The following is a 23,480-nucleotide window of genomic DNA, read 5'->3' as shown; positions in this document are numbered from 1 at the left end:
GAGGAAAGATATAATTTCTGATGAAATTTACATCATTACGCGATTGAGTGTTTAACATCTTTACCTTTAGGCTTCATCAATAAGGTATACATTACCGGCACCCAAATCAGTGACAACATGGTGGCTAACAGCGTACCGCCGGCAATAGCGATAGCAAAGGGCGGCCAAAAGCCGCCACCGGCGATAATTAGAGGTAAAAAGCCACCGATGGTGGTGATAGTGGTTGAGCCAATATGACGACCGCAACTGCTCACTGTACTAATGATTAGTGCTAAATTACCATCGCGCGCCTCGGGGATATCCTCAAGTTCAGCCAAAATAACAATGGCAGCATTAATGGCTAAACCCATTAACCCCAATAAACCGATGATGACGGTAAACCCAAACGGATAGCCAAATACATACACAGATAACAAGCCTAAACCTGCCGATTGAAAAGCACTCAGTAAAATGATGGCGGTTAATCTAAACGAGTTAAACGACAACACTACCGTCGCTAATAATAAAGTGACGACAAGTACAATATTTGACAATAAATTACCTACCGCTTCATTACGCTTTGCGCTTTCGCCGCCTATTTCGAGGTGGTATCCCGCAGGAATAGACAAATTAGCAATAGCATCTTTAACCTCGTTAAGCACTTGTGCAGGCAATACTCCACTGGTGATATAAGCCTCAATGGTATTGACGCGCTCACCATTTCTTCGGGGGATTGCGCCGCGACTGACATTGATTTCGTTATAAGACAATGCCGATAGTGGAATCCCGGAGCCTGAAGCTGAAACTAGATTGATCTCGGCTAAACGTGTGGCTTGTTCGCGGCTGTTGTCACCTAAACGCACCCGAATTGGCAGTGATTCCGTTTGCTCTAAAATGCTGCCACCAATGATACCGGTAGTCGCCATTTGAATTTGATTGGCAATATCGCTCAAACTTAAGCCGCTCATTAAGCTGGCGTCTTCATTCACCTGTAACCACACTTTTGGAGCGCCAGAACTGAGGGTTGCACGAGTGTGAATGACATCTGGTGTGGCGACTAAAATGCCGCGTACTTGTTCACCTAATGTTTTCAGAGTATCAAGATTAGGGCCATAAATTCGCAGCTCAACCGGAGCGTTAAAGGGAGGGCCTTGTTCCAATTTTCGCACCAAAATCTGTGCTTGTAGAAATTGGGCATCAAACTCTTTTTGTAATTGTAAAATTAACCGATTAGCGGCGACATAATCAGTCACTTTAATCATCGCTTGGGCGTAATTGGTTGCCCCTTGTTGCCGTTGAGTTAAGTTGTAATAGAAAGAGGGCGTATTACCGCCAACAACCCATGTTGCAGCGACAATATCGTCAATCTGTTGCAGCTTATTATCAATCAGTTTGACCTGCTCTAGAGTGTTATCGATACTGACATGAGGGGCCAGGTAGACTTCAATTTGGAACATATCGCGGTCAGACGGTGGGAAAAATTGCTCAGTCATTTTGCCCGCAGCAAAAAAGCCAGCAATCGGTAATATTCCAATCACGATGGCGGTCAATATTGGTCTTGTTAACGCAAATCTAAGGCTGGCAGTATATGCCTGACTAATTTTGGGGAATGCCATGCCTTGCTGATACCAAGCCGTTGGTTTTTCACTGCGACTGAATCGACCCGCCAGGCCAGCAATAATGGTATGAGAAATAATATATGAGCCGAGTAAGGCAAACATGACCGAAATGGCAATGCCACCAACAAACTCACCTGCAGAGCCCGGCATTAACACAATAGGTGCAAAGGCTAGCATGGTGGTAATGGTCGACCCCGCAAGGGGTAGCCATAAATGGTGTAAGGTTTTTGATACCGCTTCCAGTTTGCTCATACCTTGTTGACGACGTTGAGCTATGGCATCAACAATCACAATCGCATTATCGACCATAATACCTAGCGCAACCACTAAACCTGTTACCGACATTTGGTGGATCGGTAGGCCAGTATATTTCATGCAGGTGAGGGTAAATAATGCGGTTAATGGTAATGATATCGCGACAATCAGCGCATTTCTCAGTCCTAATGTCAGCATCAGAACCACTAAAATAATCACAAATCCTTGTAACAGATTAATCACCAAGTCGCCTAATCGGTCACTGGTATAGCTTTGTTGGTCGAATAACCATTGCACCTTAATATTGGCCGGTAAATTAGCTGAAAAATCATCTATGGCGCTGCTTACATGTTGTTGCCATACATCGACTCGATTATTATTGAGCATGCGCGCAGACACCAAAACACCTTGCTGACTGTCGATTAAGGCGATACTCGATGCCGGAGTCTTAGCTTGGCGACTAATATTGGCCACATCCCCCAAGCGAATAATTTGACCATAGTCGTCTACTTTTAACGGCACTTGGCGGATACGATTTTGCGAATCTAACTCGCCAGATACTTCAACTAAGGCTCTAAATTGGCTGTTATTAACTTCACCGGCTGAAATTTTACTGTCGGCATTATTTAAAATAGCGGCAATACTGGCGGGAGTTAAATGCAATTGGCTGATTTTATTACCATCTAGCTCAACTAAAATCTCTTCTTGTGGTGCGCCATATAGTTTAACAAAATCAGTACCGCTGAGCAGCCTTAGGCGGCTTTGTAATTCTTTAGCATAACGATTAAGAATATCGGCTCTTACAGGGCTATTATCTGCCCAAACAAGTCCTAAAATGGCTGTGTTGGCATAACCTAGTTGATCATCTAACACACTGTTTTGTGCTTCTATTGGCAACAAGGATTTACTGTCGGCGATGAGATCTCGAGCGCGTGACCACACAGGAGCCGTCTCTGTGACTGTGTCTTTTAACTCTAACTGGATAACCGAAATCCCTGGGCGAGAAGTCGACTGGACTAGCTTTAAATCTTCTAAGCGGCGTAATTGATTCTCTAACACTTCAGTCACGAGTGCTTCAACCCGCTCTGCAGATGCACCAGGGTATTGAGTGATAACAGACGAAAATCGGTTAGTAATATGTGGATCTTCAGTGCGGGGTAGGCTTGAAATAGCACCTAATCCCGCAACAATTAATAATGCGATAAATAAACTGGTTAGGCGGCCATTTTCTAAAAATGCTTTAATCATAATGCCCCCATTTTCTCTGATTGAGCGAGAGTGACCTTCTGATTAACCACCAATTTATGTAATCCTTGTGACACAATTAAATCGCTTGGTTTTATGGCGCCTTGAATATACGCTTGTTGCTCATTGGTATAGATAATCTCTACATCGCGACGTTCAATGGTATAAAAACCTTGCTCAGCCTCAACTAAGGCCAACACGTTCCATAATCCGCGCACACCATCGGTTAATGCTGACATAGGCACCCAATAACCAGGTGCTAGCACGTCTTGTTGATACGCCAAATAAGCTATTTCGCCATTAATCACTCTGGCTGAGTCAGGCAAATGAATACGCAACTGAACCGTACGACTAACGGTATTGATCTCGGCACTAATACCGGCAATTTTAGCGGTAAAGGTTTGTTTACCTACACGGACATCTACCATCTGCTCGGCGGTTAACTGCTGTGCGATGTCTATGGGTACACCTATGTAAGCCAAAGGCTGACTGTTACCGACTAAGGTGAAAACCGGACTGCCTAGCGCAATCACTTCACCGACATTATGAAAACGTTGACTGATTTTTCCATTGAATGGGGCCAGTAAAGTTGATTTTTCAATTTTCAAATTGGTCGCACTTAAGCTGGCTTCTATACGCTTTTGGTTAGCTTGTAAGCTGATAACTTGTTGTTGGGTTTCATCGAGTTGCTGTTCAGACACATAGTTTTGTTGTTTCAATTTTTGAGTACGGACTAAGGTGCTTTTTGCTAAATCTATATCCGCTTGAGTTTGTAATAAACTGGCTTGTAATTGCTGTTTTTCTGCAGTTAATAAATCGGTATCCAGCTGCGCTAATATTTGTCCTTTACTCACCGTATCGCCACTATCAACCAGGATATTATTGAGTTTACCCGCAAGCTCAAAACCAATTCCGGTGGTATTGGCTGAGCGAATCGTACCCGTATAAGTTTGCATGTGCTGATAACGGTCGCTTAACGATAAAGGTTGTGACAATACCGTTTGATACTCAGTTGTTTGTGAATGCTCTTTTACCTCAGAGCCACAACCGCCTAATGCGATTAAGCTTAAACCTAGCGCCCAGTATCGAATGATTGGGGTGAATGTCTTTGACGCGTACATAAGTTTATTCCTTGCAAAGCAATATATTGTGCCAATGTTGATTTATCTTAAGGAGCAGTGTTAATAACAATAAGCGAACTCATTAGCCAAAAAATATAATTTGTAATTTAAATGTTAACTAGACTCAGTAGTCTAGTTTTATAAAACTAGACTGTCCAGTCTATTTTTAGTTACTATAACGCTAAATAATGAGTAGTAAGCCCGACACTCAATTATGCTTAATGGGTTAATTTACGGAACCAACATGACAAAAAAAAACACATCGCTTAATAACATCGAACAGATTAGTTTGAGCCGCAGTGAACAAAAGCGTGCTCAAGTACTTGAGTCTGCGATTGACCTTTTTTGTCATCAGGGTTTTCCTAATACCAGCATGGATGAAGTAGCAAAACATGCCGGAGTATCAAAACAAACTGTTTACTCTCACTTTGGCTCCAAAGATGATTTGTTTGTATCTGCGATTGAGTCTAAATGTGTTGTACATCAACTCACTGGCGATGCCTTAATTGATGCAGCAAATCCACAACGGGTTATTTTGCAGTTTGCTCTGCAATTTGGTGAAATGATTGTTAGCAAAGAAACCATGACAGTATTTAAAACTTGCGTAGCTCAAGCTGACACTCACCCAGAAGTGTCTAGATTGTTTTATGACGCAGGCCCCAAGCACGTACTCGGGCTGATTAGAAATTACTTAAAAAAGGTCAATGAGCATGGCGAATACTTTTTTGAAAATCCGCATGAAAGCGCAGTTAGATTGTGTTTAATGTTATTTGGCGAACTAAAATTACGTCTAGAGTTAGGCTTAGAAATAGGTGATTTACTGACAACCAGACAACAATACTTACAAGATACTGCCGAGATGTTTTTGCGAGCACACCAAGTTGACGTAAAATAAACCAATAAAACTTGAACTTAATTGGCGCGATAACAGTATTATCGTAATTAAACTAAGGTGCTATTAACCCAACGTGCTATTAACCCAACGTGCTATTAAGACAAGGTGCAGTTAAGCCAAGTTAATAGTTAACTTATCTCATTATTTGAAGGGAAGCATATTGATATGACGCTTTATAACGTTAACGTAATTCAGCCAAAATCATTGAGTACATCAGCTTTGTCAATTTTGCTAGCATCGGGACTGTTGTTAAGTCAGCATGCTTTAGCAGCGCCAGAACGTTCACCATTTTCGCTCACTGTGGCTCGTACATCAACGGGTACCGCTAATGTTGGGGCTGATAGCAATAACCCTAATCAGTTACAGCGTGATGCTTGGAAGACCAGTTTTTCGGCCAGCATGCCACTCAATCGTCAGTGGTCAATTGGGGCTAATCTAGGCTACGATAATCTCGATTACGACTGGGATATGAACCAAAACACTCTGTTACGCAGCAGTACTGAACCTTGGTCAACCATACATCAGTACAGTGCTGGTTTATCGTTATCTTACCGTCTTGATAATCATTGGATGTTCCTTATAGCACCCAAACTGCAATACGCCTATGCCGATACAGCGTCATCTTCAAATGCGCAAAGTTATGGTGTAGTTGCCTCGGGCATGTACCGCTTTGATTCCGGCAATATGCTGGGCTTTGGTGTTGCTTATTTAAATGATATTTCAGAAGTACGCACTGTACCTTATTTAGCCGTACGTTGGCAGATAAACGATAAGTGGGTACTTGCTAACCCGTTCCAAGCTGGTTTTAGTGGTCCTGCAGGATTAGAGTTAAGTTATCAGTATAACCGTGACTGGAATTTCGGTGTGGGTAGTTCAAAGCGAACAGAACGTTTTTTAATTGCAGACGATGACAAAACCATTGAAGTAGAAGAATGGGTAGGCTTTGCTCGCGCAGGCTGGCAAGCAACGACTAATGTTAGTCTTAATGCGTATGCTGGTTATTATTTTGGTGGCGAAATGGAGTTAAGTTATCCGGACGTTACTGAAGATATGGAAAACCAAGCCGCATTCGGTTTAGTGTTCAAACTGATGTTTTAATAATAAATGTTAATGTCATACAATAAAAAATGCCGCTGATGTCAGCGGCATTTTTATATCAACAAGGTAGCGTAAATGTTCAATTAAAAGTAAGTAACTTCTTTTACGCGTTTAGGGCGATTTTGTTGTTCGTACAACTGCCATACTTGCTTAAAATCGAGTGCTAGCTCTGTGACATAAAATTCACCAGAAGGGTAGGTCTTAACCACTTTAGCGCCGCGAATAATCCCACTCACGCTAGACTTAACGTTGTCGTCAGTTAATAACCACTCACTTACGTCGCTATTTGCCGAAATCTTTTGTCCATATACTTGCTCAGCCAACTCTCGGTAAGCGGCAATTTTTGAAGCTTGCATCGCCATTAAAATACGATGTGATGGCTCTTTACTGGGTTGGGTCGCCAACGGGGCATAACCAATTGCCGTTAGTGTTGGGAATGAAGCTGGCGCCTCGGTTTCCCACTGAACATATTTATCTTTGCTCACACAGCCAGTTAGCAGCAATAGCATAATTAACATCAACGACTTCATAGCTTATCTCCTAATACGGTGTAACGGCTGTCGCCCTTATTTTCGTGGCGATACAGTAAACCATTGCGTGATTCAATCATTTCAGAGGGCTGTAAATAACCTGATAAGCTCGATGCTGCCACAAATGATTGCACCGCTGAAAGGACGCGATTATTAGTCACATTAACCACTCGGCCGTTAAACACAATACCTTCAGGGGTTAGGGTCATGGTTGACACTAATACGTGTGAAACCGGTAAATCTGCACGTAACAATTCCCAGTTGCGGCTCAACATAAACTCGCCTTGTTCTGTGGCGCGCAAATTTGTCGCCACATTTAAATCGACTAAGTTAAATTCATGAGCGTGGAACGCCGCGAGTAATCCTTGTTGTAACTGTAATGCTAATTCATTGGTCGTATTGAAATTACTGGTCATCACTGGCGTAGAAATCAGCAGTGGTTGATCTGGGCGTAAGGCGTCGTTTTGTAACACTAACTCGTTAACTAACTTTTCTGCCCACACATTCACTTGGCCTTTGGGTGATATTCCCGCAGCCTGAATATCATAAGCCAGCTTATCGTGATAAACCTCATCTTCGTCGACGATTTTGACAAATTTACCGTTATTACTAAAGGCAAGGTTATTGGCAGCATTAGGCGTTTGGGTGCATGCCGCTAACGATAACGACGCAAGCATGACCGTGGAGATAAAAAGCCTGTTAATCATAATAATTCCTCTAAAAAAAATGCCGCTAGTCTTGGTATAAATGAGTCATTTAATCGCCTTGTACATCGATAACTAAGGCCAATTATGTACTCTTTCTTATTGGTGTCTTTATATCGGCAAATGCGTTAAAAGCTTTACTGTAATAGTGCAACATCGAAAATAACCACTAATATAGTTAGTCGGCACAATTTTTGCTTTGATTAAAATAGAGTAAGCTGAATTTACACAATTGTGCAAAATAGACGATTTTTTGACATTAGGACATTGTATGTTGATCCGACACCGCCCTGTTAACCGAACTAAAACCTTCAATCACCTTGCCGTAATAGCAATGCTATGCGTGAGTGCATTGTGTGTTACTCCGTCGGTATTGGCTGAACAAATTGAAGTGACTGGTAAGGCTAAAATCGTTAATGGCGATATAGATAAAGCCCGTGAAGACGCCATAAGCCAAGCGTTAAATTATGCTAGCTTAAAAGCCGGGGTTAACTTTTCCAGCGAACAACAAGTCAACCAAGGTCGGCTTACTCAAGATACCTTTCAAATTCAGCGGATGGGATCGGCCAATAACGTTGAATTAATGAGTGAAATGATCAGCCAACACACCATCACCGTGGTATTACAGCTTGAACTCAGCGAACAAGAACCTAACGCTCAATGTAAAAGCCAATCACTCAAAGCCGCGATTATGTTGCCACAAGCCTATTTACAAGAACGCGAACAGTTGCGTTATGGTCAATTAGCTCACTTTGAAGAGCGGATCACCGAACAATTAGGTAAAGCTATCAATGCGCAGTCGCGATACAGTTTTGCACGACTGCATGCAGATGAAAAAATTGATAACACCAATCAACTGGTCAACTTTAAAGGATATCGTATTCCCAGTTGGTTAGGCGAAATCACCGACAGCCAATATCTGCTGCAACCTGAAATCATTGATATTTCGACCGAACCAGCTCAAAGCAGTTACATGGGCTTTGTCGAGGATGATCCACTAAGACAGTTTATATTTAAATTAACCCTTTACCACGGGATCAGCGGTGAAGTGGTGTGGTCAGAATCATTCGCCACCTCAGCGCCTTGGGAATTTGAAAGACAAGAAATAGTCTCACCTGCTAACCAGCGCTTTTGGCGATCATCTTATGGTCAAGCGATCAGTGATATTTTACAGCAAAGCGTGATGTCGCTGGATAAGCAGTTAAACTGTCGTCCATTATTAGGCCAAATTGTAGCCAGGCAAGGGGATCGTATTATCATTAATTTAGGCCGTAAAAATGGCGTTAAAATGGGTGATAAGTTCCAAATCGTATTACAAAAAAATATCCCAGACAGATTTAATTCCATGCGTGCCATAGCCACAAAAAGCCGTGCCAATGTGGTTATCGAACAAGTTACCGAAGACAGCTCAACCGCAATATTTGACGGCATCGACAGTGCAGACAATATTCAAGTGAACGACATTGCGATTAAGAACTAATGATTGGTTACTAGAAGCTAATTGTTCCAAACTAAGTGCTAAGTGCTAAGTGCTAAGTGCTAAGTGCTAAGTGCTAAGTGCTAATCGATAAGAGTAAGGCGATTATGAATTAGTTGGTTATTAATCAAGCAATTAAATATAAAAGGTTTAATTCGATTATAAACTCAGTATAATCACAGGGTCTCTCTATAGCTCAACAGGATAGAGCAGCCGCCTCCTAAGCGGCCGATCGGGGTTCGAGTCCCTGTGGGGAGACCATATTGTGTACCGATATTTTAGAGCGTTATCAATTACTGTCCTGTTATAGTTCCCTTTCTTAGAGTTTTACCTTCCGCAGTTTGATTCAAATTCTAGACATTTACGTCCATTTAAACGTTTATGCCCATACATATAAAAATGAAATGTATACGTAATATCATCGGTTTGGTTAAATAGCCATGATATTTATTACAATCTTCTTATTCGCAGCAACAACTACTGGTTTTAGCCTTCTTGATTTGAACAATTCAGAGATATTTATTCTGTAAATTGAACAATGTAGGTACTGTTTTAGGTGAAAGATGATGGTCATCAATATGGTATAACAGGTTACTTTGTCCATCCTTGTTGGTTAGCGGATATACATCAAGTAGTGTCATTCCTAAAGATTGACATATATTTGTCAGTGTAAGGTTATAGTAAGCAATAATATCTTTGAACCTTTGTTGTTCGGACTGCGGGAGTATCTCGATGCTTTGAGGGTGAGGAGCTGGTACGCCGTAAAGAATGATTTCAATGTTAAAGGAGTCTGCAAGACTTTTTAGTGCATTGACATATTTTGACAACATATCATCAATCACGTCTTTGTAATCTCGTTTAGATTTCAAACTATAAGAGTAAATTCCTTCGTCCGGTCGGCAATCAATTTCCCCAAATGCAACCACCACTTTAGAGCCCGGAGCAAGATCTTGTAGCAATGATACAAGGCTTACCTGGTATTTGTTTTCATCATCGGTGACGAAATGAATGACTTTAGCCCCCATGATGAATAGAGAATTTATTTGATAGTTTTGGTGCTGGTACTGAACAGATGTTCGGTTGGGTGCTAATCCATGGCTTTCTGAGATGAAATACATTTTTTTTGTATCGTTAGTCAGATGATAACAATCTTTATATTTGCCACTTTCATATAGCGATATAAGGTTTTTAATATAACTATGAAATACAACGAAATTTTTCAAATATTTTGGCAGGGAAGGAAACTGATAAATGACTGCGCTCATCGATAGTGCATGCTTGGCTTCGTCTAAATGGTTGAATAGGTAATAGATTATAACCTTTCCTATGATCAAAGCGCAGAGCTGTTGTTCAGACAGTTGCTGGCTTTGTATGCCTAATTCGGCAACTTCAAGTGCATCTTGGTAGCGGTGTTGACTTAGATGCAGGCTGAATAATTGCCAATAGGCATTGAGGTTTGTTCTTCCGCTATTGTGCTTGTTTTCTGTTTCAAGTGCTTTTAAGAATGTTTTGGCAGCATTGTCAAACTGACCTTGATCGTAGTAAATAACACCTAATTGAAGATAGAAGTCAGAATTGCAGGAGTTTTGCAGGATGGCTTTTTTGCAATAGTTTTCTGCCAATGAATAATTGCCCTGATTATGTAAGCAGATAGATAAATTGTAGTTAGGACCAGATAAGAGTGGATCAAGATTAAGTGCTTTTTCGTAACACCGACTAGCTTCAATAAAATTCTCTTGGTCTAGGTAAACATTGCCTAAGTTACTTTGGAATGATGGTTGCTGGTCATTAATGGCAATGGCTTTTTTGAATTCAGTAATAGCAGGTTCAAATTGCCCTAGGGTATAATAATTTAAGGCCGATAAATGGATAGCTTCAGCAAGTTTAGGTTTTTTCTCAAGAATTTTGGTGCACAAGGAGAGTGACTCAGCATGCTTTTTTTGACGAAATAATGTCTCGGCTCTAGCTATATTATTCTTTATACTCATTTTACTTATCCCAAAAATTCTATTTTTTATAGCGTAACATACTCGATTAAGTACTAATGGAAAATCTAATAACTTATCATAACCTCTGAATGACTTATGTTCTTTAGGTTAACGAGGCTCGTTTTTTTGATGTCTAAGTGATGGAAACAGAATTAAATAGTTAAAAAGCCCTTTTGATTTTTTGTTTGAAAAATGTCTAAATAATTTAATTTTAAAAGTCAAAAATAGTGAGGTAAAGCCAAGGCGCAATAGTTTAATTAAGCTGTTTCCGATGACGAAATAGAGTCTGTTTACTTTAAAGTGAATGAAAAATTGCTTAAAAAATCCCATTTCGACTGACAACAACTATAAATGGCTTTATAACAAATGGACACGGTTACGTAGGACTGTACTTTTAAACTCTATTTACTTCAATCATCACATCATTTATCTCTATCGCTATCGCAGTCTGATCGGCTTTAGCGCTATAATTGCGCTTCATTTTTTGTTGCTAGGAGCAGTTGTTTGTCACATTCATATATTCCGTTTGATCTTTATAAGCGTAAGTGGATTTTTAACCATAAAGATTTGCCTGTATCAGATGATGATAAGGCCTTGATTAAACCACTGACCGATAAAAGTGCCATGGAAGTGTGGGATAAGTGGATAAGCAATAAGAGTAGTCGTGCTGAATTGTTTGAAAAAGGCGATTGGCCAATAAAGCAAGATGCTTGGGCGGCAACGGAGCATTGGCAGTCGGCATGGGATTCTAATGATAATGCGATGCCCGAAGCAATTATTGCGCATATTCAATGGCCTGATGATGCGGTGGTGTACTTTTGCTATGAAAAGTACCAAATAGTTGAAACTCGCTGGGATGTGTTTGTGCGTAATTGGAAGTGCTTTTTATTTTTTGATGATGGTCCAATTTTAATTTCGCCAAAGCACAAGCAAGCCTTGATGTTTCTACAGAATGGCCAATATAAATTAGGCGTTCGCGGTTAAATTACCCGACTTGAGTTGTGGTTGTTGGTTAAACGGCTGATGTTGTAGTCGTTGGTATTTCAGCTTTTTAGAGCGTTTATATGAAAGTATTAGCTTCAATTGGATTGAGCTTATCGTTAATGATGCCGATGTTGGCACAAGCTAGCATGATTGCAGATGTTGATGTAGCAGAGCAAATGACAGTAGTAGAGCAGCCATTGATATTGAATGGCGCTGGTGTACGCAGTAAATTTTTTATGGATTTATATGTGGGTAGTTTATATCTGCCGACAAAAGCGCACACTCTGGAAGATGTGCTTGCTCAGCCGATAGCGGTGATCCAGCTAACAATTACTTCTGGGATGATCACTTCAGACAAAATGCGTGATGCCATTACTGACGGTTTTGAAGCTGCTACCGACAATGACACTCATTCAATTACCAAAGATATTGAACATTTTACCCAATTGTTTGCAGATGAAATTGTCGAAGGAGATCAATTTACTTTTGTTACTCAAAAAGGCAAGGGTGTGAGCAGTATTAAAAATGGGATAGCTCAGGGAGATATTGCTGGAGAGGCATTTCGTCAGGCTTTACTTAAGATTTGGTTAGGTGAAGAGCCTGCACAACAAAGTTTACGTCAGGCTATGTTAGCTCAGTAAATCACCTGCTAGGTTCTAGGGCGGACTACGTCCTGCTAGGGTCGCTGCGCTTCTAGGGACAGCTTTGCTGCTAAGATGGCGAACAGCGTCCTGCTAGGAAACGATAACAAGCGAACGCTACGCTCACGGATAGAGCTGTCTAGCACTTGGCACTTGGCTTGTTATCGGATTTTATCTGATGTCATCGCTCGTTATGACTGGCTATCAAGATTTTAAAGCTAGGCTGAAAAGTCATTGCCTAGTGTTGAAATGGTAGAGGTTTTACCTTTGTCATTGTAGGTCAAGCTTGAGGCATTGCGACTGGCTTGTAATGCCTGGGCAAATCGATTGAGGCTGGCGATATTGAGCTCAATCAAGCTGGCATTCTGGCTGTTGATGTCTTTGCACTCGGCGAGAATAGCTCTAGCTTGTGCGACTTGTTGTGTCAATTCAGCATCGGTAGTAAGCAGATTGTGCTGTGGGTGGTTTGCCAGTTTCTCGTCAGTAGTTTTCATATTGAATAAGCACTGGGTTTTATCTTTGGAAAGCGCCAGCAGCTTATCGGCATCTTGTTTGGATAATGCCGCTTTTTCTTCAACAATAAGCGATTTCAGCTGCACTAATGTCTGATTTTGGCTATCAAGCAGTTGGTGTAGCTCTTTGCGCTGTTCTTCGCTTGCTTGCTTATGTAATTGCTGGTTTAACTCTGTCATAAATTACTCTTAGGTTTTCTTAACTAACACTTCTCTATGATGCAAGTTTGCACCTATTATCTGCGTGTCGTTAAAACAAATTAAAGAGTAACGTTTAACGGTTACTCTCTGTCAAACGATAAACCGCCTAGCTCTGCTTCAAAGCTGGCAATATTCGCCGCAAGTTTTTCTGGGTCAACTTTATATCGTCCCTCAGAGATTGCTTGCTTAATTTCAGCGACCTTTTTTTGGTCGACTTCTGGTAACGATGCCATTTTTGTTTGCGCGCTCTGAAGCTGTTGAGCTTGAGAGGTAATGCTAACGGAATCTGTTTTAACCGGTGCAGCTGATTTTGGGGCTGCAGTAGTTGTAGATTGCGTAGCAGACTGCGTGTCACGTGCAGTGCGCATTTGTGTATTGGTAGCAGTGTTATGCTTAATGTCAATTGCCATGGTAGGCTCCAGCGTAATGAATCAGGTTTTTCAATCAGGCTATCGGCACCCCAGGAAAAAACTTTAACGCTATTTTACATTCTTACTTCAACTTCGCCAACGCCAATTACAACAGCATCAAATTGTTTGCTAGTGTTACTGTTTTTTACTCTGATAACCTCATCGATATTGCCATCTCGCAGTGCTTCCCCAAGGGTTTTTATTTCTACATTAGTGGTTTTTGCATAGATAGAAACAGTGTCACCTTTGCAAACAAAACACAGGTTATTACTTAATACTGGAGAGTCTTTCGCCACCCGGCGTTTCACTCGTGAGCCAATTAATGTCGTAATGTCGGAAAAAAACTGACCTTTTAAGCTATATTGGTCAACATACATAACTTGTAAATGATGTTCGCCAATAATTTGGTCTGGGGACAATAGTTGGTTAGCAACCACAACAGGATATTGTATTTCGACTCGAACAGAGAGATACATTTGCCATGGATAATCATAGTCTGGGCTATTGCAGCTGAGTTTTACCATGTTATTTCGACTAATAGCTCGTTCACTGGCAAGTTCAACATTAATCGGCGGGTAACAGGCTGGTGGACTGATACGGCCCTCAAGATTTTGTGGGGTTATTTGCACTTTAGCTTTTGAGTCGGCATCAATTTTTTTGGCTACCGCCTCTTTAGCTAACTTATAAATGGTCGATAGGGAAGGTGTGATTATTTCTTCGCTAGCAAATGCTGGCAAAGAAAATGTTATTGAGCACAAAAAACATAAAAAAAATACTTTCATAATGAAGATACTAGCTTGTTTTGCCAGAATGCACCTATACTTTGAAAAACCAAAAATATGCGAGTAATCTCTGCATACGCAATAAGCTAAAATAAATGGGCTAGGGGACATAAGAATAACATTATCCCTTTGTCAAAAAAGTGTCAGTTTACAGTGCGAGCTAATTTATACAAATTAAAGCAAGTTGCATGCCCACTTTTTTGATTTATTAAATTGATATGTATTTGTTAGATTGGTGATGGTTTAGACTCAAGTTGAGTGATCATCAGTAAGATATGCACTAACCGTATTATGCTAAACCAAGTTTTACTATAATTTCAGAGAACAATTTTTATCCTTTTGGGTGACAGTTAACTACAAGGCCTTGTTATGTCGAGCATTTTAGATTCAGTAAATAAACGTACCCAACTTGTCGGGCAAAACAGACTAGAGCTGCTATTGTTTAGGCTTAGCGGCCGTCAACGGTTTGGCATTAACGTGTTTAAAGTGAAAGAGGTTTTGCAATGTCCACCACTGACTACGTTGCCTAAATTAAACCGTTTTGTTAAAGGTGTTGCTCATATTCGTGGTGCAACTATTTCCGTGATCGATTTAAGTGCAGCAACGGGTGGACGTCCACTGATATCAACAGAAAATTGCTTTATTATCATTTCCGAATATAACCGTAGTATTCAAGGTTTTTTAGTGAGTTCTGTTGAACGTATTATCAACATGAACTGGGAAGCGATTATGCCTCCACCGCAAGGTTCTGGCCGTTCTTCTTATTTAACCGCGGTGACAGAGATTGAAGGTGAGTTGGTTGAGATTCTAGACGTTGAAAAAATTCTTGATGAAATTTCACCGGTTAAGACTTCTATCAGTAAAGAGCTCAATGAAGCATTAACTATTGATAGAGAACAGCATTATCATATTATGGTTATTGATGATTCAGCAGTGGCACGTAAACAAATTATTCGTTCGTTAGAGTCATTAAATCTGCAAATCGATACCGCTAAAGATGGTAGAGAGGCGCTAGAAAAACTGAAAAGTATTGCCGCAGAAATGGATGATGTGTCAGTTGAGATCCCGTTAATCATTTCTGATATTGAAATGCCTGAAATGGATGGCTACACCTTAACGGCTGAAATTCGTAATGATCCAAAATTAAAGAATATCAAAGTTGTATTGCATACATCTTTAAGTGGTGTATTTAACCAGGCGATGGTACAAAAAGTAGGGGCTAACGACTTTATTGCTAAGTTTAACCCCGATGAGTTAGCCGCCGCGGTTAACAAACATTTAAGTTTATAAACCTTTTATTATTGCAAAAGATTGCAAAATATTGGAGGTTGAGCTCATAGGCTTACATATTAGGAAGATAATGTGACAGATAAATCACTTGCTGAAGCAGAGTACAATCAATTTAGACTGTTTTTAGAACAGCATAGCGGTATTGTGTTAGGTGAGAACAAACAATATTTAGTACGCAGTCGTTTAGCTCCTTTGATGGGAAAGCATAATTTGCCTTCTTTGTCTGAGGTGGTTAAAAAATCGATGAAACCGATAGAGCGGCAACTGCGCGCTGAAGTGATAGATGCGATGACCACCAATGAAACGTTATGGTTTCGAGACCGTTATCCATTTGAATTACTGCACAATACTCTACTGCCTGAATACAGCAAGCTTGGCAGACCATTAAAAATTTGGTCGGCGGCATGCTCTTCAGGGCAAGAACCTTATTCGTTGGCCATGACGGTGTTGGAATATCAGCAGCGTAAACCTGGTACTTTACCAGGAGGCGCGACGATTCAGGCAACAGACTTATCACCTTCTATGTTAGATCGTTGTAAGAATGCTGAATATGATGGTTTAGCACTTGCTCGTGGTTTGTCTGAAGAACGTAAACGTCAGTTTTTTGATGCTTTGCCTTCGGGCAACATGAAAGTTAAAGATAATGTGAAGCGTTTAGTTAACTTTAGAGCCCATAATCTACTTGAAAGTTATAGCTTATTAGGTAAATACGATATTATTTTTTGCCGCAATGTGTTGATTTACTTTGCTCCTGAGGCAAAGGCTAAAATTTTGCGGCAATTTGCTGCCGCACTTAATCCCAAGGGTATTTTATTTTTGGGTGCGTCAGAATCTCTAGCAGGGTTAACCGATGAATTTAATATGGTTCGCTGTAATCCTGGGATCTATTATCAAAAGAAAACCTAGATAATATAATAGTTTAACCTATTTATCATGCCGGCATTCGTCGGCATGTTTGTTTTTGTCTTTTATTCCCTCCTAAATTAAATTGTTGGCATAACCTTTGCTTTATTTCTATCAGTTAGCTGATGGAGGCAATTTTATGGCGATTAATTTCGATAATGCATTAGGTGTTCACCAATATTCTTTGGGCGTTCGAGCGCAAAGAGCTGAAGTGATTTCAAGTAATATCGCCAATGCCAATACTCCTCATTATAAAGCTCAAGATGTCAATTTTGCTTCTGCTATGCAAGCTGCAAGCTCGCATCAGAAAGGCTTGAGTATGAGCCAAACTACAGAGAAACATTTTGATTTAACGGCGTTAAGTCAACAGCATGTTCAATATCGTATGCCAAATCAAGCTGATACTGGCGATGGTAATACTGTCGATACGCAAAAAGAGCAAGCAGCATTTATGCAAAATGCGCTCGAATATCAAATGTCATTAGGCTTTCTTGAGGGAAAATTTAATGGCATGCGTAAAGCATTGCGAGGTGATTAATTATGAGTTTATTTAATATTTTTAATGTTTCTGGTTCAGGTATGTCTGCGCAGTCAGTGCGTTTGAATACAACCGCCAGTAATATTGCCAATGCTGATTCTGTGTCTAGCAGTGTCGATAAAACCTATCGCGCGCGTCATCCCGTTTTTGAAGCCGAAATGCTAAAAGCCAATAGCCAACAAAATAGCTCACCTGGCGTGACCGTTAAAGGCATTGTCGAAAGTGATAAACCATTATTAAAAGAATATTCGCCAGACCATCCCATGGCGGATGGTGATGGTTTTATCTATAAACCTAATGTCAATGTGATGGAAGAAATGGCGGATATGATTTCTGCATCGCGTTCTTATCAAATGAACGTTCAGGTGGCTGATGCAACAAAGTCTATGTTGCAACAGACATTAAGGATGGGTAAATAGTATGATTATTCAAGGAGGTAACAATGAGCCTCGTTAATTCTTACAGTCAGTCTTTACCGCAACAATCCAGTAGTGCATCTAATACTAGCGCTACAACGAAAAGTTCTGTACAGACAAATACGACTAGCACGACTACGGGTAATCCTTTCCTAGACGGAATTCGTTTGCCTGAAGAAAGCGCTATCCCTGAATCAAAAGATCAGATGTTAAAGCAAGAGGATTTTTTTGCTTTACTTAGTCAGCAGTTGTCGATGCAAGATCCTTTTAAACCGGTTGATAACGATCAAATGATTGCCCAAATGGCATCGTTTTCTACAGTAGATGGTATTTCAAATCTTAATGATGAAATTCTTAACCTTAATACTGTGATGAGTTCTAGCCAGGCGTTACAAGCTTCAGGCTTGGTTGGACGTAAAGTGCTCATTCCTTCTGATACCGGCGCTATCTCTACTGAAAGCTCTGAGATAAAAGGGGTGATCAGTACACCGTCAGCGATTGAAACGATTACGGTAAGGATTGAAGACGAGTCGGGTCAGCTTATTAAGAGCTTTAATGTTGACGGCAGTAAAGGCGGCAATGTTGACGTGACTTGGGATGGTTTAGATAAAAGTGGTAACCCAGCTAAAGCGGGTAATTATGCCATTAAGGCCAGTGGTAAAGTCGATGGAACGTCGGAAGATTTAGCCGTGTCGACTTACGCTCATGTTACTAGTGTGTCATTAGGCACTGTAGCAACAGGAGCAATTTTGAATTTGCGTGGAGTAGGTGGAATTAAGTTATCTGACGTGCTCGCAGTATCTGAAACATAGTACGGCTAATAACGAACCGTTAGCTGTCATCATAAATGAATTAAATGTGAGAGGTGTAATATGTCATTTAACATCGCATTGAGTGGTATCGCTGCCGCGCAAAAAGATTTAAATACGACCGCGAATAACATCGCCAACGTCAATACTATTGGTTTTAAAGAATCTCGCGCTGAATTTGCTGACGTTTACGCCAATTCAATTTTTTCTAACAGTAAAACTGCAGTGGGTGGCGGTGCAACTACCACACAAGTTGCGCAGCAGTTTCATCAAGGTAGCTTGCAATTTACCAGTAACTCGTTGGATATGGCGATCAGTGGCGGTGGCTTCTTTGTTACCTCTTCAGAATTAGGTTCGCAAGATCAGTCATACACCCGTGCGGGGGCGTTTAAAGTTGACTCAAGTAATTATATGGTCGACTCAGCAGGTAATTTTTTACAAGGTTTTCCAGTGGATGAAGATGGTAACTCAACTTCAGTGAGTTTAACTACAACTCAACCAATTAAGATACCTGACACAGCAGGTAGCCCTGTGCAAACCGGAAATGTTGGTTTGCAGATGAATCTTAATGTGAGTGAAACAGCCTTAGATCCAGCTAATTTTAATCCTGCTGATTCTGATACATTCAATAATTCCACCTCGGTGACGATTTATGATTCGTTAGGTGAGTCGCATATTATGACTACCTACTTTGTTAAGCCAACGAACGGTTCATATACTGGAGAAAGTAATTGGGTGGCATTTTATGCGGTTGATGGTGACCCTGTTGACGTTGCAAGTGGACCCGGTACTTATTCCACTGATACTGATGGTGATAGCATAGCTGATGGAACAGGAACCGTGTCAGCTGCTAACCCTGGCGGGGCTGCTGGTACATGGTCAGGTGCGGTGCTTAAATTTAACTCTGTAGGTGCTTATACAGGCAGTGATCCTGCCATTATTACCACTGAAGCACTAGGTACCGGAGGTGCGGGTGCTTTAGGTCCTGGGGCGGATGGCACTCAGACTCTTACGATAAAATTTAATAGTCCAACCCAGTATTCATCTCCGTTTGAAGTGACCGAATTAACTCAAGATGGTATTACAGTGGGTCGATTAACCAATGTAGGTATTGGTTCAGATGGTTTAATTACCGCCAGTTATAGTAATGGCTCAACGGTTCCATTATCGCGTGTTGCTTTAGTTCGTTTTGCTAACGAGCAAGGGCTCACTCAAGTGGGTAATACCTCTTGGAAAGCCAGTTTAGATTCAGGAGCCGCATTAGCCGGAGAAGCCAATAGCGGTACATTCGGTAGTATTCGTTCATCAGCGCTTGAACAATCAAACGTTGATTTAACCACAGAGCTGGTAGATTTAATCTCTGCTCAGCGTAACTTCCAGGCTAACTCGCGTACACTTGAAGTCAACAATACTTTGAATCAAACGATATTACAGATCCGCTAAGTTTACGTTTACCTTTACCTTATTAATTTATGTTTACGTGATAATAGGTGTTGCCGTTTACGGCAACACCTTGCCATTCCCCTTGTTATTGTTACTCCTCGTTACTCTTTGTTATTACCTCACTAGTGTTGATAGATGCTTTTTTGACACTTAGGCGTTATTCGTTAATTTTATTGATTAACCGATTCATGTAGTTACCTCCTTACAATATAACTTAAAACTCATTGGCATGATGCTTGCTTATTCTGTGTATATAGTGTTTTTGCAGAAAGTTTGACGGAGCAAAAAATGGACAAATTTCTTTATATTGCCATGAGTGGCGCAAAGCAAGGGATGAATGCCCTAGCAGTGAGTGCGAACAATCTTGCTAACGCCAATACAGATGGATTTAAAGCAGACATGGTCCAAGCCCGTTCAATGCAGGCATTTGGTGAAGGCTTGCCTACACGGGTATTTTCGATGATGGAAAGCCCAGGCAGTAACTTTAACGGTGGTCCAATTAAAACCACTGGTCGCGATCTTGATATTGCGGTTAAGGGTGATGGCTGGCTTGCAGTGCAAGCGGCAGATGGTTCTGAAGGATACACCCGTGCGGGCAGTTTGAAAATTGACAGCACAGGTATGTTGTTAAATAGCAGTAACCGTCCGGTAATGGGGGCTTCGGGTCCTATTGTGTTACCTATTCCAGTTGAGAAAATTGAAATTTCCGCCAACGGTATTATTTCAGTACGTCCGCAAGGCGCAACCGCTGAAGTGATAGAAGAGGTCGCGAGGATTAAATTAGTTAATCCGGGCAACGAAAACCTAATGCGCGGTGAAGATGGTTTGTTTCGCCTTATTGCAGGTGGTAATGCTCCAAACGACCCAGGGGTTCAAGTTGAAAGCGGCGCGGTTGAAGGAAGTAATGTGAACTCAGTGCATGAAATGGTCGCCATGATTGATATTCAACGTCAATACGAAATGCAAGTCAAAATGATGAAGAACGCTGAAGAAATTGATCGGGCGTCCACTTCCTTGATGAGAATTAGTTAGGAGTAATTATTATGCATCCAGCGTTATGGATAAGTAAAACCGGTGTCGATGCCCAGCAAACTAACATTGCCGTTATTTCGAATAACGTGGCCAACGCCAGTACTGTCGGATTTAAGAAAAGTCGCGCGGTATTTGAAGACTTACTTTATCAAACGGTTAATCAAGCCGGTGGCATTAGCTCAGACAACAGCAAGTTACCCAATGGTTTAAACATTGGTGCGGGTACTAAAGTTGTTGCTACCCAAAAAATGTTTACCCAAGGCAACATGCTTACTACCGATAACTCATTAGATTTAATGATTGAAGGTTCGGGCTTTTTTGAAGTGCAAATGCCAGATGGTACAGCAGCTTACACGCGTAATGGCCAGTTTAGCTTAGACGATACCGGTCAGATTGTAACTCCAGGTTCAGGCTATGTGGTGCAACCGCCAATTACTATCCCGGATGATTCAACCAGTATTACGGTGTCTGCATCGGGCGAAGTATCAGTGCAAACCCCTGGTACCGCTGCAAGTCAGGTTATTGGTCAGTTAACCATGACCGATTTTATTAATCCGGCAGGTTTAGACCCATTAGGACAAAACTTGTATACCGAAACGGGTGCAAGTGGCACACCTATTCAAGGTACAGCGTCACAAGACGGCTTAGGTTCTATTCGCCAAGGAGCACTAGAAACCTCTAACGTGAATGTAACAGAAGAGTTGGTCAACCTTATCCAAGGTCAACGTATTTACGAGATGAACTCAAAGGTTATCTCGGCAGTTGATCAGATGCTGTCTTATATTAATCAGAATCTCTAAGGAGCTAACATGATTAAATACATTGCGTTAGCCTCAGTGGTGTTATTGGTTGGCTGTAGTTCTACAGCCAGAAAACCCATTGCTGATGACCCATTTTATGCGCCGGTATACCCAGATACCGTTCCGACGCAGGTGGCGGCGACGGGATCTATTTATCTTGATAGCCAAGCATCAAGCTTGTATTCCGATATTCGTGCGCACCGCGTCGGTGACATTATTACCGTCACTTTAAAAGAGTCCACTCAAGCGTCAAAAAGCGCCAATAACGAAATCAAAAAAGGCTCCGATTTAAGCGTTCAGCCAGTTTATGCCGGCGGTAAAAATATTTCCATCAGTGGTGTCCCAATTGATTTGGGTTACTCCGACAGCATGAATACCAAGCGCGAGTCTGATGCCGATCAATCTAACAGTTTAGATGGCAGTATTTCAGCCAATATCATCCAAGTGCTCAGTAACGGCAACTTGGTGATCCGCGGTGAAAAATGGATTTCAATTAACAACGGTGATGAGTTTATTCGTGTCACGGGAATGATCCGCAGCGAAGACATTAATCCAGACAATACAATCGATTCGACACGAGTGGCTAACGCTCGTATTCAGTATAGCGGTACCGGTACGTTTGCTGACTCCCAAAAAGTCGGTTGGCTGAGTTCATTCTTTATGAGTGACTGGTGGCCTTTTTAAGGAGTAATGCATGAAAATTAAACTGATTGTATCGATAGTCGCATCAATATTAATGCTAACTGTACCAGCACATGCCGAACGGATTAAAGACATAGCCAGTATTCAAGGGGTGCGAAGTAACCAATTAGTGGGTTATGGCTTGGTGGTCGGTTTGCCGGGTACTGGGGAAAAAACCCGTTATACCGAACAAACCTTTAGAACCATGCTCAAAAATTTCGGCATTAATTTACCAGACTCTGTTCGTCCTAATTCAAAGAATGTCGCTGTCGTTGCGGTGCATGCCGAAATGCCGGCCTTTATTAAGCCGGGTCAAAATCTTGACATTACCGTGTCCAGTTTAGGCGAAGCAAAAAGTTTACGTGGCGGTACTTTATTACAAACCTTCCTAAAAGGGGTCGATGGCAATGTGTATGCCATTGCTCAGGGCAGTTTAATTGTGAGTGGTTTTAGTGCTGAAGGGCTCGATGGCTCATTGGTGATTCAAAATACCCCTACGGTTGGCCGCATCCCAGGTGGTGCCATTGTTGAGCGCAGCGTTATCAGCCCATTTGCGAGTGGTGATTACCTTACGTTTAATTTACGTCGCTCTGATTTTTCAACCGCCAAACGCACCGCTGATGCGATTAACGATTTACTGGGTCCAGACATGGCAAAGGCTATTGACGCCACTTCTATTCAAGTGAGCGCGCCACGCGATGCATCACAGCGGGTGTCGTTTTTATCGGTATTAGAAAACATTGAAGTTATACCTGCAGAAGAATCAGCCAAAGTGATTGTTAACTCACGTACCGGCACCATTGTGGTTGGCCAAAACGTCAAGTTATTACCCGCAGCTGTCACTCATGGCGGATTAACCGTGACTATTGCTGAGGCCACCCAAGTGTCACAACCCAACGCATTAGCGGGTGGCGATACGGTTGTTACTACAAACAGTACGATTGATGTGTCAGAAAAAGATCGTCGTATGTTTATGTTTAATCCTGGTACCACACTTGATGAGCTTGTCAGAGCCGTGAATTTAGTGGGTGCAGCACCATCAGACGTACTTGCCATACTCGAAGCGTTAAAAATGGCAGGCGCTTTGCATGGTGAACTTATCATCATCTAATAATTGTCGGAATGAC

23 protein-coding genes and 1 tRNA gene are annotated in these 23,480 nt (G+C 41.4%); 16 read left to right on the top strand and 8 right to left on the bottom strand.

All coding sequences use genetic code 11. The features are described from left to right. Positions 1-35: 35 nt before the first annotated feature. Entirely contained in the window at positions 36-3,101 is a 3,066-nt protein-coding gene (locus tag EGC86_RS07145; RefSeq protein ID WP_123777086.1) for an efflux RND transporter permease subunit, read from the bottom strand. After that, on the bottom strand, positions 3,098-4,219 hold the full coding sequence (locus EGC86_RS07140) for an efflux RND transporter periplasmic adaptor subunit (RefSeq protein WP_123777085.1): 1,122 nt from the start codon (positions 4,217-4,219) through the stop codon (positions 3,098-3,100). Before EGC86_RS07140 ends, EGC86_RS07145 begins: the two co-directional genes overlap by 4 nt. Before the next feature lie 244 nt (positions 4,220-4,463). Here EGC86_RS07140 and EGC86_RS07135 point away from each other — a divergent pair, with 244 nt between their 5' ends. Beyond that, positions 4,464-5,114 (top strand): TetR/AcrR family transcriptional regulator, encoded by a 651-nt coding sequence (locus tag EGC86_RS07135; protein WP_165872358.1) that lies wholly within the window; start codon positions 4,464-4,466, stop codon positions 5,112-5,114. Positions 5,115-5,279: 165 nt separating this feature from the next. Next, positions 5,280-6,212 (top strand): DUF6268 family outer membrane beta-barrel protein, encoded by a 933-nt coding sequence (locus EGC86_RS07130; protein ID WP_123777083.1) that lies wholly within the window; start codon positions 5,280-5,282, stop codon positions 6,210-6,212. Positions 6,213-6,295: 83 nt separating this feature from the next. Here the strand turns inward: EGC86_RS07130 and EGC86_RS07125 are convergent, their stop codons facing one another. After that, a complete protein-coding gene (locus tag EGC86_RS07125; protein ID WP_011636625.1) occupies positions 6,296-6,742 on the bottom strand; it encodes an LPP20 family lipoprotein in 447 nt (148 codons plus the stop codon). Then, on the bottom strand, positions 6,739-7,449 hold the full coding sequence (locus EGC86_RS07120; RefSeq protein ID WP_011636626.1) for a FlgO family outer membrane protein: 711 nt from the start codon (positions 7,447-7,449) through the stop codon (positions 6,739-6,741). The genes EGC86_RS07125 and EGC86_RS07120 overlap by 4 nt, the downstream gene beginning before the upstream one ends. Before the next feature lie 268 nt (positions 7,450-7,717). Between EGC86_RS07120 and EGC86_RS07115 the strand changes: the two genes are divergently transcribed. Next, entirely contained in the window at positions 7,718-8,926 is a 1,209-nt protein-coding gene (locus EGC86_RS07115) for a flagellar assembly protein FlgT (protein ID WP_123777082.1), read from the top strand. Positions 8,927-9,108: 182 nt separating this feature from the next. Continuing rightward, positions 9,109-9,184: transfer RNA gene (locus EGC86_RS07110), tRNA-Arg, on the top strand. A gap of 248 nt (positions 9,185-9,432) precedes the next feature. Here the strand turns inward: EGC86_RS07110 and EGC86_RS07105 are convergent. Then, positions 9,433-10,911 (bottom strand): tetratricopeptide repeat protein, encoded by a 1,479-nt coding sequence (locus EGC86_RS07105; protein ID WP_123777081.1) that lies wholly within the window; start codon positions 10,909-10,911, stop codon positions 9,433-9,435. A gap of 504 nt (positions 10,912-11,415) precedes the next feature. Between EGC86_RS07105 and EGC86_RS07100 the strand changes: the two genes are divergently transcribed. Together EGC86_RS07100 and EGC86_RS07095 are read left to right on the top strand one after the other, a co-directional pair. After that, positions 11,416-11,895 (top strand): DUF2947 domain-containing protein, encoded by a 480-nt coding sequence (locus EGC86_RS07100; protein WP_011636628.1) that lies wholly within the window; start codon positions 11,416-11,418, stop codon positions 11,893-11,895. 80 nt (positions 11,896-11,975) lie between these two features. Continuing rightward, positions 11,976-12,536, top strand: coding sequence for a chalcone isomerase family protein (locus tag EGC86_RS07095; RefSeq protein WP_123777080.1), 561 nt, complete (start codon positions 11,976-11,978; stop codon positions 12,534-12,536). Between the two features lie 218 nt (positions 12,537-12,754). On the opposite strand, the gene EGC86_RS07090 is transcribed toward EGC86_RS07095, so the two are convergent. The 3 genes from EGC86_RS07090 to flgA all read right to left on the bottom strand — a co-directional run bounded on the left by EGC86_RS07090 (position 12,755) and on the right by flgA (position 14,441). Next, a complete protein-coding gene (locus EGC86_RS07090; RefSeq protein WP_123777079.1) occupies positions 12,755-13,228 on the bottom strand; it encodes a flagella synthesis protein FlgN in 474 nt (157 codons plus the stop codon). 101 nt (positions 13,229-13,329) lie between these two features. Continuing rightward, positions 13,330-13,659: a flagellar biosynthesis anti-sigma factor FlgM gene (gene flgM, locus EGC86_RS07085; RefSeq protein ID WP_011636631.1), complete on the bottom strand. Its 330-nt coding sequence runs from the start codon at positions 13,657-13,659 to the stop codon at positions 13,330-13,332. A 74-nt stretch (positions 13,660-13,733) separates the two neighbouring features. Continuing rightward, positions 13,734-14,441, bottom strand: a complete 708-nt coding sequence (gene flgA, locus EGC86_RS07080) for a flagellar basal body P-ring formation chaperone FlgA (protein ID WP_102037638.1) — start codon at positions 14,439-14,441, stop codon at positions 13,734-13,736. A 369-nt stretch (positions 14,442-14,810) separates the two neighbouring features. On the opposite strand from flgA, the gene EGC86_RS07075 reads away from it, so the two are divergent. From EGC86_RS07075 to EGC86_RS07030, 10 genes are all read left to right on the top strand, one after another. Further along, positions 14,811-15,731, top strand: coding sequence for a chemotaxis protein CheV (locus tag EGC86_RS07075; protein ID WP_123777078.1), 921 nt, complete (start codon positions 14,811-14,813; stop codon positions 15,729-15,731). Positions 15,732-15,803: 72 nt separating this feature from the next. Further along, positions 15,804-16,637 (top strand): CheR family methyltransferase, encoded by an 834-nt coding sequence (locus tag EGC86_RS07070; RefSeq protein ID WP_011636634.1) that lies wholly within the window; start codon positions 15,804-15,806, stop codon positions 16,635-16,637. A 136-nt stretch (positions 16,638-16,773) separates the two neighbouring features. Then, entirely contained in the window at positions 16,774-17,172 is a 399-nt protein-coding gene (gene flgB, locus EGC86_RS07065; protein ID WP_011636635.1) for a flagellar basal body rod protein FlgB, read from the top strand. 2 nt (positions 17,173-17,174) lie between these two features. Then, positions 17,175-17,591: a flagellar basal body rod protein FlgC gene (gene flgC / locus EGC86_RS07060; protein WP_011636636.1), complete on the top strand. Its 417-nt coding sequence runs from the start codon at positions 17,175-17,177 to the stop codon at positions 17,589-17,591. Positions 17,592-17,614: 23 nt separating this feature from the next. Beyond that, the gene (gene flgD, locus EGC86_RS07055; protein WP_011636637.1) at positions 17,615-18,400 is read left to right on the top strand and encodes a flagellar hook assembly protein FlgD; all 786 of its coding nucleotides are present in this window, start codon (positions 17,615-17,617) and stop codon (positions 18,398-18,400) included. Positions 18,401-18,460: 60 nt separating this feature from the next. Continuing rightward, complete coding sequence (flgE, locus tag EGC86_RS07050) at positions 18,461-19,840, top strand: flagellar hook protein FlgE (RefSeq protein ID WP_011636638.1); 1,380 nt, start codon at positions 18,461-18,463, stop codon at positions 19,838-19,840. A 288-nt stretch (positions 19,841-20,128) separates the two neighbouring features. Further along, positions 20,129-20,872: a flagellar basal-body rod protein FlgF gene (flgF, locus tag EGC86_RS07045; RefSeq protein WP_011636639.1), complete on the top strand. Its 744-nt coding sequence runs from the start codon at positions 20,129-20,131 to the stop codon at positions 20,870-20,872. Positions 20,873-20,883: 11 nt separating this feature from the next. Then, a complete protein-coding gene (gene flgG, locus EGC86_RS07040; protein WP_123777077.1) occupies positions 20,884-21,672 on the top strand; it encodes a flagellar basal-body rod protein FlgG in 789 nt (262 codons plus the stop codon). Between the two features lie 9 nt (positions 21,673-21,681). Then, on the top strand, positions 21,682-22,356 hold the full coding sequence (flgH, locus tag EGC86_RS07035) for a flagellar basal body L-ring protein FlgH (RefSeq protein ID WP_123777076.1): 675 nt from the start codon (positions 21,682-21,684) through the stop codon (positions 22,354-22,356). Positions 22,357-22,366: 10 nt separating this feature from the next. Continuing rightward, positions 22,367-23,464 (top strand): flagellar basal body P-ring protein FlgI, encoded by a 1,098-nt coding sequence (locus EGC86_RS07030; RefSeq protein ID WP_123777075.1) that lies wholly within the window; start codon positions 22,367-22,369, stop codon positions 23,462-23,464. Positions 23,465-23,480: the final 16 nt, after the last annotated feature.

It is taken from the genome of Shewanella frigidimarina, from assembly GCF_003797125.1.
Taxonomy (GTDB): domain Bacteria; phylum Pseudomonadota; class Gammaproteobacteria; order Enterobacterales; family Shewanellaceae; genus Shewanella; species Shewanella frigidimarina.
The sequence above is the reverse complement of the archived record's forward strand: the minus strand, read 5'-3'. Positions and strand labels throughout refer to the sequence as shown.

What these genes read in the sequence shown, in the direction of transcription:
- EGC86_RS07075 (WP_123777078.1), top strand. Translation starts at nt 14,811, where the DNA reads ATGTCGAGCATTTTAGATTCAGTAAATAAACGTACCCAACTTGTCGGG.
- flgM (WP_011636631.1), bottom strand. Translation starts at nt 13,659, where the DNA reads ATGGCAATTGACATTAAGCATAACACTGCTACCAATACACAAATGCGC.
- flgF (WP_011636639.1), top strand. Translation starts at nt 20,129, where the DNA reads ATGGACAAATTTCTTTATATTGCCATGAGTGGCGCAAAGCAAGGGATG.
- flgB (WP_011636635.1), top strand. Translation starts at nt 16,774, where the DNA reads ATGGCGATTAATTTCGATAATGCATTAGGTGTTCACCAATATTCTTTG.
- EGC86_RS07140 (WP_123777085.1), bottom strand. Translation starts at nt 4,219, where the DNA reads ATGTACGCGTCAAAGACATTCACCCCAATCATTCGATACTGGGCGCTA.
- EGC86_RS07125 (WP_011636625.1), bottom strand. Translation starts at nt 6,742, where the DNA reads ATGAAGTCGTTGATGTTAATTATGCTATTGCTGCTAACTGGCTGTGTG.
- flgA (WP_102037638.1), bottom strand. Translation starts at nt 14,441, where the DNA reads ATGAAAGTATTTTTTTTATGTTTTTTGTGCTCAATAACATTTTCTTTG.
- EGC86_RS07115 (WP_123777082.1), top strand. Translation starts at nt 7,718, where the DNA reads ATGTTGATCCGACACCGCCCTGTTAACCGAACTAAAACCTTCAATCAC.
- flgC (WP_011636636.1), top strand. Translation starts at nt 17,175, where the DNA reads ATGAGTTTATTTAATATTTTTAATGTTTCTGGTTCAGGTATGTCTGCG.
- flgG (WP_123777077.1), top strand. Translation starts at nt 20,884, where the DNA reads ATGCATCCAGCGTTATGGATAAGTAAAACCGGTGTCGATGCCCAGCAA.
- flgD (WP_011636637.1), top strand. Translation starts at nt 17,615, where the DNA reads ATGAGCCTCGTTAATTCTTACAGTCAGTCTTTACCGCAACAATCCAGT.
- EGC86_RS07120 (WP_011636626.1), bottom strand. Translation starts at nt 7,449, where the DNA reads ATGATTAACAGGCTTTTTATCTCCACGGTCATGCTTGCGTCGTTATCG.
- EGC86_RS07135 (WP_165872358.1), top strand. Translation starts at nt 4,464, where the DNA reads ATGACAAAAAAAAACACATCGCTTAATAACATCGAACAGATTAGTTTG.
- EGC86_RS07095 (WP_123777080.1), top strand. Translation starts at nt 11,976, where the DNA reads ATGAAAGTATTAGCTTCAATTGGATTGAGCTTATCGTTAATGATGCCG.
- EGC86_RS07130 (WP_123777083.1), top strand. Translation starts at nt 5,280, where the DNA reads ATGACGCTTTATAACGTTAACGTAATTCAGCCAAAATCATTGAGTACA.
- EGC86_RS07090 (WP_123777079.1), bottom strand. Translation starts at nt 13,228, where the DNA reads ATGACAGAGTTAAACCAGCAATTACATAAGCAAGCAAGCGAAGAACAG.
- EGC86_RS07030 (WP_123777075.1), top strand. Translation starts at nt 22,367, where the DNA reads ATGAAAATTAAACTGATTGTATCGATAGTCGCATCAATATTAATGCTA.
- flgE (WP_011636638.1), top strand. Translation starts at nt 18,461, where the DNA reads ATGTCATTTAACATCGCATTGAGTGGTATCGCTGCCGCGCAAAAAGAT.
- EGC86_RS07105 (WP_123777081.1), bottom strand. Translation starts at nt 10,911, where the DNA reads ATGAGTATAAAGAATAATATAGCTAGAGCCGAGACATTATTTCGTCAA.
- EGC86_RS07145 (WP_123777086.1), bottom strand. Translation starts at nt 3,101, where the DNA reads ATGATTAAAGCATTTTTAGAAAATGGCCGCCTAACCAGTTTATTTATC.
- flgH (WP_123777076.1), top strand. Translation starts at nt 21,682, where the DNA reads ATGATTAAATACATTGCGTTAGCCTCAGTGGTGTTATTGGTTGGCTGT.